Genomic DNA, 9769 nt, shown 5'->3' with positions numbered 1-9769 from the left:
GCCGCGTGCCGTCCATTTGCCGTTATAGCCGACGGCGGCCCCGTCCGGCACATCGCGCGTTTGCAAAATCTTCGCTTCGAGCCGCACCACCTCCCGCATCGGATTGGGCTGGCCGGGTACCGGATTGGCGCCGTAGAGCGCAACCCCCGCGCGGGTCTGGTCGAAGGCCGCTACGGGCTCGATGAAGGCGCCGGAGGAATTGCAGAACGAGGCGTGTGTATCCGGGAAATACGCCCGCAGTCGGGTGAAATCGGCGAGCTGACGGGCATTGGAGGGGTCGGCCTGATCCTCGGCGCTGGCGAGATGGGTCAGGATCAGCGCCGGCGCGAAAGGCAAGGTGCGCGCCACCTCCGCGACCTGCTCCGGCGGCAGGCCAAGGCGGTTCATGCCGGTATCGATGTGGATCGCCGCCGGCGGTGCATCCGGATGCGCGGCAGCGTATTCACCCCATTCGGCGATCTCCTCGCGCGAGCCCAGAACCGGGCGCAGGGCATGCGCGGCATGGACCGGGCCGGTATCGGACAAGAAGCCGTTGAGCACATAGATCACCGCATCTTGCGTCAGCGCGCGCACGCGCTTGCCTTCCGCGAGATGGGCGACGTAGAAGGTGCGGCAGCCGCTGGCGAGGAGCCTGGGCACTGCCATCTCGATGCCGATCCCGTAGGCATTCGCCTTCACCACCGCCGCGCAATCGGCGCCCCCTGCCCTGTCGCGCAGCAGACACCAGTTGAAGGCCAACGCGTCGAGATCGATGGTGAGGAGCGCGCCGGCTTCCTCGGGCGGGATCGCGGCGAAATCGCCGATCATGCGAGCCTCAGTCACCGACGCGCTCCGGCAGTTTGTCATCGTCAGCGAGATCGGTAAAGCGGGTGATATCGGCCTGGAAGGCGAGCTGGACGGTGCCGGTGGGGCCGTGGCGCTGCTTGCCGATGATCACCTCGGCCTTGCCGTGCGCCTGATCCATTTCCGCCTGCCATTTGAAATGCTCTTCCGTGCCCGGCTTGGGCTCGCGGTTCTGCAGATAATATTCATCGCGATAGACGAACATCACCACGTCGGCATCCTGCTCGATCGAACCGGATTCGCGCAGATCCGCGAGCTGCGGGCGCTTGTCCTCGCGCGCTTCGACCTGGCGCGAGAGCTGCGACAGGGCGATCAGCGGGACGGATAACTCCTTCGCCAGCGCCTTCAGCCCGGTGGTGATCTCGGTCAGCTCCTGCACGCGATTCTCCCCGCGCTTGCCGGAACCGGAAAGCAGCTGAAGATAATCGACCACGAGCAGATCGAGCCCTTTCTGCCGCTTGAGGCGGCGCGCTCGGGCGGTGAGCTGGGCGATGGAGATGCCGCCGGTCTGATCGATATAGAATGGCATGGTCTGCATTTCGCGCGCGGCATCGGTGAGCTTGTAGAACTCGTCCTCGCGAATATCGCCGCGCCGGATCTTGTAGGACGGGATCCCCGATTGCTCGGCGATGATGCGCGTTGCGAGCTGTTCGGAGGACATTTCCAGCGAGAAGAAGCCGACAATGCCGCCGTTCACCGTCTCGATAACCCCGTCCTGGCGCTTCTCGCCGCGATAGGCCTTGGCAATGTTGAAGGCGATATTGGTCACGAGCGAGGTCTTGCCCATGGCCGGGCGCCCGGCGAGGATCACCAGATCCGAGGGCTGCAAGCCGCCGAGCATGCGATCGAGATCGACGAGGCCGGTCGAGATCCCCGAGAGCTTGCCCTCGCGCTGATAGGCCTTCGCCGCCATGTCGACGGCGGAGGTGAGCGCATCGGCGAAACGCTGGAAGCCGCCATCGTAGCGCCCGGTCTCGGCAAGGGTGAAGAGCTTGCGCTCGGCCTCTTCGATCTGCGCGCGCGGCGTCGAATCCACCGGCGCGTCAAAGGCGGAATTGACCGTGTCCTCGCCGATGGCGATCAGCTTGCGGCGGATCGAGAGATCATAGATCGTCTGCCCGTAATCGAGCGCATTGATGATCGTCGTCGCTTCGGCCGCCAGCCGCGCCAGGTATTGCGAGACGGTGATGCCGCCCAGATCCTGATCGCCCAGAAAGGTCTTCAGCGTGATCGGCGTGGCGACCTTGCCGGCCTTGACCAGGCTCGATGTGACCTCGAAAATCCGCCGGTGCAGATCCTCGTAGAAATGTTCGGGCTCGAGGAAATCCGAAACCCGGTAATAGGCCTCGTTGTTGACGATGATGGCACCCAGCAGCGCCTGCTCCGCATCGAGGTTATGCGGCGCGACGCGATACTCCGCCTCGTTCTGATCAAGCTGCGCCACCAGCGCATTGGCATTCGCCATCGTGGATCCCGTCCGAATCGCTCTGTCGTCAGGCGGCAGGGTAGAGGAAGCGCGCAGCCATTGCGATGATTCGACAGGCCGCACCCGCTTTCCCCGGTTTACACAGGCTGTGGATGACGGAGCGGGGAAAAATGCAAATTTATCATGATAGCTATTTTTGATTGTATTTTTAAGTATTCAATCCATGAGGTTTCGCGAAGCGGGCCTCGTATTCGTCCGTATTCCAGCATTCATAACTCTTTAAAGTTTGCAAGGCAACTTACCGCTTGGGAATCAGGCAGAAACCATAAAGCGAAATCATCATGCATAAATTTTTATAAAGTTTAATTTTGAAATCGATTCGCCGAAAACTTTGATCCACGCAACACCAACGCACTGGCAAACCCATGAACAGCGCCGCCGCCCAGAGCTTCGACAAAGCCGATCATGATAAACGCCTGCGCTATGCCCGCATCGACTCCACGACGCGCGCCGACCTTCCTGCGATCTGGCAGCAGGTCGCGCCGGAGTTGCCCGGCGTGCTGAGCCGGTTCTACGCACATGCACATGCCGAGCCCCATCTCAGCCAGCTTCTCGGCGACAAGCAGGCCGGGCTCGAAACAGCGCAGGCGAAACACTGGGAGCGGTTGTTCGGCGGACAGTTCGACGCGGACTATGTCGCGAGCATCCGCCGCATCGGCATGGCGCATGTGCGGATCGGGCTCGAGCCGCGCTGGTACATTGCCGGCTATCAGTTTCTCCTGAACGAGCTCAGCGCCATCGTCGTGCGCAAGAACCGTTTCGCACCGAGCCGGCTCGCGCGTTATATCGCAGCGCTGAACAAGGTGGTGATGCTCGACCTCGACTATGCAATCTCGACCTATCAGACCGCTCTGATCGAGGAACGCCAGCGCCGCAATGACGCGATTGCCGGCGCGATCGAGAATTTCCGCGGCTCGGTGGATTCCATCCTCGGCGCGCTCGACACAAACACAGTGCGGATGCAGGAAACCGCGAATTCGCTCACGAGCGTCGCCGAGCAGGCCGGCCGCGAAGCCGGTTCAGCCACCAACGCGTCCCGCGACACCTCCCTCAATGTGCAGAGTGTCGCCTCCGCCACCGAACAGATGACGGCCTCGGTCAATGAAATCGCCGACCAGATCAACGGCGCGAGCAGCATCGTGCGTGAAGCGTCGGAGATGACGGAAGCCTCGAGCGCCGAAGTCGAGCGCCTCGCCGAGGCAGGGCGCCAGATCGGCGAAGTCGTCTCGCTGATCCAGGCGATCGCCGAACAGACCAACCTGCTCGCCCTCAACGCCACGATCGAGGCGGCGCGCGCGGGCGAGGCGGGACGCGGCTTTGCCGTTGTCGCCCAGGAGGTGAAGGCGCTGGCCAGCCAGACATCGAAGGCGACGGAGGAAATCGCCCGCCATGTCCACGGCATTCAGGGCTCGACGGCCACATCGGTCGAATCGATCCGCAAGATCGCCAGCATAATGACCCGGATCGAGAACGTCACCGGCAGCGTCGCCGCCGCGATCGAGGAGCAGAGCGCGGCCACCGGTGAGATCTCCACCAATATCCAGCGCGCCGCGACCGGTACGCATACGCTTTCGGAGAATGTCGCGGGGGTTAATGACGCGATCAGCGAGACCAACCGCTCGGCCTCTTCCGTGACACAGGCCGCCACGGAACTCTCCGCCCAATCCTCCCTGCTCTCGCGGGAAGTGCGTCAGTTCTTCGATGTCCTGCGCGACGAGGAGGCCGCCTGACGGCTCAGCCGATCAAAGCTGCCAGCGAGAAGCCGGCGAACAGGATCAGGCCCGCATCGCGGTTGGAGCGAAACAGCTTCAGCGCGCGCGGGCCGTCTTCGCGATCCATGGTGACGACCTGCCAGGCCAGATGCGCGGCGAAGGCAGCGGCGGCAAGATAGCCGGTCGGGCCAATACCGCTTGCCGCTACGGCACCCGTCACCAGCGCGACGCTCAGCGCATAGAAGCCGGCCACGGCGGGCTTCACGTTCTCGCCGAAATATCGCGCGGCGGATTTGATGCCGACGATCTCGTCATCCTCGATATCCTGGATCGCGTAGATCGTATCGAAGCCGATCGTCCATGAAATCGCAGCCGCATAGAGCAGCACAGGCGCGAGCGCGAGCGCGCCGAACTCCGCCGCCCAGCCCATCAGCGCGCCCCAGGCGAAGCACAGCCCGAGCACGAATTGCGGCATCCAGATGAAGCGCTTCATGAACGGATAGAACAACACGATCCCGATCGAGGCGAAGCCGAGGGCGATGGTAAAACCGTTGAACTGGACGAGAACCAGCAATCCCACGAGGCATTGCAGGCCGACGAATATCACGGCGCCGCGCAGGCTCACCCGCCCCGAAGGCAGAGGACGATCCCGGGTGCGCGCGACGCGGGCATCGAGCTCGCGATCGACGATGTCGTTATAGGTCGAACCCGCCCCGCGCATGGCGACGGCGCCGATCAGGAAGAGCACGAGATGCCAGGCGTCCGGATAGGAGGCCCCCGCCGCAGCTGCGGCGAGCGCGGCGGACCACCAGCAGGGGAGCAGGAGCAGCCACCAGCCGATCGGGCGCTCGATCCGCGCGAGCCGCAGATAAGGCCGCAGGAACATCGGCGCGTTGCGATCGACCCAATGCCCCTTCACGGCATCGGGCACACCCTTGTCGGCGAATGGCGAACGAAACACGGTCTACTCCGGAGCGGCGTCGCGCCGGTGCGCGACGCGCGGATAACGAGGGGGACGATTCAGAGCGCACCCTGCGGCATGGGGAAGCGCCCGGTCAGGCCCGGCCCGCCGAACTGGCCCTGCTCCTGCTGCTGACGCGCCTGGTTTTCCAGGCGATTGATCTCGGCCGCTGCCTGACAGGCCTGATCGCGCACCCCGGTTACCTGCTCGTGGTCCTGCGTGAAACCATCGACGAAGCTCTGCGGAATCTGGCACCAGGCCTGATTGTCTTCGACGAATTCCTTGACCTGCTCACCGTTCGCGACGAGCTCGCGGAAAATCGGGCAGGCCTGACGCGGGTCGACATCCTCGGTGCCCAGCGCATTGATGCGCTCGACAAGTCCGGAGCGCGCTTCGAGCATCGGATTGATATCGTTACAAGACATGCCCTGCGCCTGGACCGGCGAGGCTGATTGCGGGCCGATCGTGGCAAAACCCGCCACAAGCCCCGCCGCGATGATGGAGAAAGTGATACGCTTCATGATCGATCGGATCCCGTAATCGCCGGCCCTGTCTCACACCGGCCCGCATCCCATATCAGATGTGACGCTACAGTGCCAATCACGCACGCGCGCATCCTTGCGCCGCCCCTGCGGATTGCCGCCATATCGATCTGGTCTTGCAGCATGAAATTATGGCGGCATTGTCGCAGATATGCGACTGAAGCCGGCGCAGACGGCAGGAGAGAGCTTTGGCCAGTTACGATTTCCGCACGCAGCGCCTGTTCCTCGATACCCCGCTCGCCATAGGCACGCGGATTGCGCTGGACCGCGCCCAGGCCAATTACCTTCTCAACGTGCTGCGCCTCGGCGAGGGCGCGGAAGTGCTCATCTTCAACGGGCGCGACGGCGAATGGCGGGCGCGGATCAGCGTCGAGGGACGCAAGAGCGGCTCGCTGCTCACCCTGCAGCAGACTCGCCCACAGAGCCCTGCCCCGGATCTCGTCTATCTCTTCGCGCCGCTCAAGCATGCCCGGCTCGATTACATGGCGCAGAAGGCGGTGGAGATGGGCGCGGGCCGGCTGCAGCCGGTCCTGACCCGGCGCACCCAGGCCAACCGGGTCAATCTCGATCGCATGCGCGCCAATGCGATCGAGGCGGCGGAGCAATGCGGCATCCTCGCCCTGCCGGACGTCCTGCCCGAGACGCGCCTTGGCGACGCAATCGCGGCTTTGCCGGACGAGACGGTGCTCGTCTTCTGCGACGAGGATGCACCGATCGCCGATCCCGTCGCCGCATTGCAGGCCGCGCCCGCCGGGCCGCTCGCGGTGCTGATCGGGCCGGAGGGTGGTTTCGACCCGCAAGAGCGCGCGCTGCTTCTGGAGCGCGCGAACACCGTGCGCCTCGCGCTGGGCCCGCGTATCCTGCGCGCCGATACCGCCGCCGTCGCGGCCCTGACCCTGGTTCAGGCGGTGCGCGGCGACTGGACCGGATAGCTCCGGATTAGCTCTTTTCGTTCCGCGGGCTATCCCATATTGCGCGAATGGCGAGACAGAAGACATCCCCCTCCCCCAGAGATGATTCCCGCGACGATGCCGCAGCGCAAAAGCCCGCGCGGAAAACGGCTAAAGCGGCCAAATCCCCCGCGAAATCCGGCAAGACCAGCGCGAGCAAGGCTTCCAAACCCGAGCTGAAGCCGCTCGACGCCCATCTGGCGGAGCTGCTCAATCCGGCGCTGAACAAGCCCCATGTCAGCGCCTATGACTTGCCAGACGGCAAGGCGCCCGGCGCGATGGAGGAAGCGCCGCAGGCGGGTTTCGAGGCGGGTGAATCCACCCCCGTCCTCGCCAGCGACGCGGTCTCTGCCACGATGCAGTCTCTCGAAAAGCTCCTTATGGAGGGCAATCCCCTCTTCAGGGACGGCAAGACCTGGGTGCCGCACCGGCCCGAGCGCCCGGAGAAATCCGAGGGCGGCTACCGCTTCACCATGAAGAGCGAATACGAGCCCGCCGGCGACCAGCCGCAGGCGATCAAGGAACTGGTCCAGGGCGTGGGCGAGAACGAGCGCGACCAGGTGCTGCTCGGTGTCACCGGCTCGGGCAAGACCTTCACCATGGCCAAGGTTATCGAGGAAACGCAGCGCCCGGCGCTGATTCTCGCGCCCAATAAAACGCTGGCCGCGCAGCTCTACGGCGAATTCAAGAGCTTCTTCCCCGACAATGCGGTGGAATATTTCGTCTCCTATTACGATTACTACCAGCCCGAGGCCTATGTGCCGCGCTCCGATACCTTCATCGAGAAGGAGAGCTCCATCAACGAGGAGATCGACCGGATGCGCCATTCGGCCACCCGGGCGCTGCTGGAGCGCGACGACGTCATCATCGTTGCCTCGGTCTCTTGCATCTACGGTATCGGCTCGGTCGAGACCTACACGGCCATGTCCTTCTCGCTCAAGGTCGGCGAGCGCATCGACCAGCGCCAGATCATCGCCGATCTTGTGGCGTTGCAATACAAGCGCATCCAGTCGGATTTCCAGCGCGGCTCCTTCCGCGTGCGCGGCGACGTGATCGAGCTCTACCCGGCCCACCTGGAGGACCGTGCCTGGCGCATCGGCCTGTTCGGCGACGAGATCGAGCAGATCGTCGAGTTCGATCCGCTCACCGGGCAGAAGACGGCGGAGCTGGAATTCGTCAAGGTCTACGCCAACAGCCACTACGTCACCCCGCGCCCGACGTTGCAGCAGGCGGTGAAGGGCATCAAGCAGGAGCTGAAATGGCGCGTGCAGGAGCTCACCCGCATGGGCCGGCTGCTGGAGGCGCAAAGGCTGGAGCAGCGCACCACCTTCGATCTGGAGATGATCGAGGCGACCGGCGCCTGCAACGGCATCGAGAACTATTCGCGCTATCTCACCGGCCGCCGCCCCGGCGAGCCGCCGCCGACTTTGTTCGAATACCTGCCCGACAACGCCCTCGTCTTCACGGATGAAAGCCACGTCACCGTGCCGCAGATCGGCGGCATGTATCGCGGCGACTTCCGCCGCAAGGCGACTTTGGCCGAATTCGGCTTCCGTCTGCCGTCGTGCCTCGACAATCGCCCCCTGCGCTTCGAGGAATGGGACGCCATGCGCCCGCAATCGGTGCATGTCTCGGCCACGCCCGGCAAATGGGAGATGGAGCAGACCGGCGGCGTCTTCGCCGAGCAGGTCATCCGCCCCACCGGCCTCGTCGATCCCCCCGTCGATATCCGCCCCGCGCGCTCGCAGGTCGATGATCTGCTGGGCGAGGTGCGCGAGACGGCACAGGCGGGTTACCGCACGCTCGTGACGGTGCTGACCAAGCGCATGGCGGAGGATCTCACGGAATATCTGCACGAGAACAATGTGCGCGTGCGCTACATGCATTCCGACATCGACACGCTGGAGCGCATCGAGATCCTGCGCGACCTGCGGCTCGGCGCTTTCGACGTGCTGGTGGGCATCAACCTGCTGCGCGAGGGGCTCGACATTCCCGAATGCGGCCTCGTCGCCATTCTCGATGCCGACAAGGAAGGTTTCCTGCGTTCGGAAACCTCGCTGATCCAGACCATCGGCCGCGCCGCGCGCAATGTCGACGGGCGCTGTATCCTCTATGCCGACAAGATCACCGGCTCGATGGAACGCGCCATGGCCGAGACCAGCCGCCGCCGCGAGAAGCAGCTCGCCTGGAATGCCGAGCACGGCATCACCCCCGAGAGCGTCAAGCGCAATATCGGCGACATCCTGCAAAGTGTCTACGAGCGCGACCATGTCCGCGTCGATACCGGCCTCGCGAAGGATGCCGAGACCGTCGGCCACAATCTCAAGGCCGTCACCGAGGATCTCGAAAAGCGCATGCGCGAGGCCGCCGCCAACCTCGAATTCGAGGAAGCCGCCCGCCTGCGCGACGAACTCAAGCGCCTCCAGGAAACCGAACTCATGCTCGGCGACGACCCCATGTCCCGCCAGAGCGCCATCGAGCACGGCGCGGGGCGCTATGGTGGCAGTGGCGGATCAGGAAAGGGGCGCGGGAAAGCGCGCGGCGGCGCGACCCGTGCGGCCAAGCCCGGCCTCGACGATATGGGCCCGGGCACGGATCGCGAAAGGCCGCTCGGCGCGGAGGGTTACGTGCGGCCTGCGGGGCGGAGCAGCGAGGGGCAGCCGGGGAAGGCGCCACGGTATAAGGGGCGGCGGGGGCGGTGATGTGGGACGTTAAACCGTCTCAGATTTTTCCAAACCACTCGTGATCAATATTCACGCGCTCGATCATTTCCGTAGAAATGCCAAGGCGATTTTCCTTCAGGAGATCACACAAGCGATCCCCATCAATCAGATCAATGGCTGTCGCCCCGTCTCTCGTTGCTTCTTCAGAGGCTTGAGAGGTGAAATGCCCCGTTGTTATCAAAATCCCCTTATCAGCTCTTCCTTGCATCGCTCCCCGAAAATCGCGGATCTCCTTTGCACCGACACTGCCTTTCCATTTCTTGCACTGAAAATACACTTGGAAAGAGACAAGGTTTACGCGCAAAACGCCAACTCCATCGATTCCGCCATCGCCAGATTTCCCACGCACCTCTACTTTTGTGAAGCCGGCTTCACGAAGAAGACGTTGAGCCAATCTTTCGAAAGCATCAGGGGCAATGGCTCCGAGCCGCTCCAGAAGCACAGACTTCCAGTTTTCTTCTCCCTCGGGTTCGTTTTGAGGTATTTCTGTATCAGTGCGCGGCTCCACAATATCTGTGGCGTCAACTTCCTTCGCACTGAGCTTTTGTTCAA

8 protein-coding genes are annotated in these 9769 nt (G+C 63.7%); 3 read left to right on the top strand and 5 right to left on the bottom strand.

Going from position 1 to position 9769, the window contains the following annotated elements; genetic code table 11:
* The coding region (locus VKP01_RS15840) for an alanine racemase (protein WP_324413996.1) at window positions 1-822 on the bottom strand (822 nt) is incomplete at its 3' end.
* Complete coding sequence (locus VKP01_RS15835; RefSeq protein WP_324413994.1) at window positions 815-2308, bottom strand: replicative DNA helicase; 1494 nt, start codon at window positions 2306-2308, stop codon at window positions 815-817. The genes VKP01_RS15840 and VKP01_RS15835, both read right to left, overlap by 8 nt.
* Before the next feature lie 386 nt (window positions 2309-2694).
* Between VKP01_RS15835 and VKP01_RS15830 the strand changes: the two genes are divergently transcribed.
* Window positions 2695-4059, top strand: a complete 1365-nt coding sequence (locus tag VKP01_RS15830) for a globin-coupled sensor protein (protein WP_324413992.1) — start codon at window positions 2695-2697, stop codon at window positions 4057-4059.
* A gap of 4 nt (window positions 4060-4063) precedes the next feature.
* Here VKP01_RS15830 and ubiA read toward each other — a convergent pair whose 3' ends face one another.
* Window positions 4064-5002, bottom strand: coding sequence for a 4-hydroxybenzoate octaprenyltransferase (ubiA, locus tag VKP01_RS15825; RefSeq protein ID WP_349254986.1), 939 nt, complete (start codon window positions 5000-5002; stop codon window positions 4064-4066).
* Between the two features lie 59 nt (window positions 5003-5061).
* Window positions 5062-5523 (bottom strand): hypothetical protein, encoded by a 462-nt coding sequence (locus VKP01_RS15820; RefSeq protein WP_324413990.1) that lies wholly within the window; start codon window positions 5521-5523, stop codon window positions 5062-5064.
* A gap of 209 nt (window positions 5524-5732) precedes the next feature.
* Between VKP01_RS15820 and VKP01_RS15815 the strand changes: the two genes are divergently transcribed.
* Window positions 5733-6476, top strand: a complete 744-nt coding sequence (locus VKP01_RS15815; protein ID WP_324413988.1) for a 16S rRNA (uracil(1498)-N(3))-methyltransferase — start codon at window positions 5733-5735, stop codon at window positions 6474-6476.
* Between the two features lie 47 nt (window positions 6477-6523).
* On the top strand, window positions 6524-9196 hold the full coding sequence (uvrB, locus tag VKP01_RS15810) for an excinuclease ABC subunit UvrB (RefSeq protein ID WP_324413986.1): 2673 nt from the start codon (window positions 6524-6526) through the stop codon (window positions 9194-9196).
* 19 nt (window positions 9197-9215) lie between these two features.
* Here uvrB and VKP01_RS15805 read toward each other — a convergent pair.
* A partial coding sequence (locus tag VKP01_RS15805; RefSeq protein WP_324413984.1) for a restriction endonuclease occupies window positions 9216-9769 on the bottom strand: 554 nt, incomplete at its 5' end.

Source organism: Saliniramus sp., from assembly GCF_035311605.1.
GTDB lineage: Bacteria > Pseudomonadota > Alphaproteobacteria > Rhizobiales > Beijerinckiaceae > Saliniramus.
Note: the sequence above shows the minus strand (reverse complement) of the source record. Positions and strands in the feature narration are given on the sequence as shown.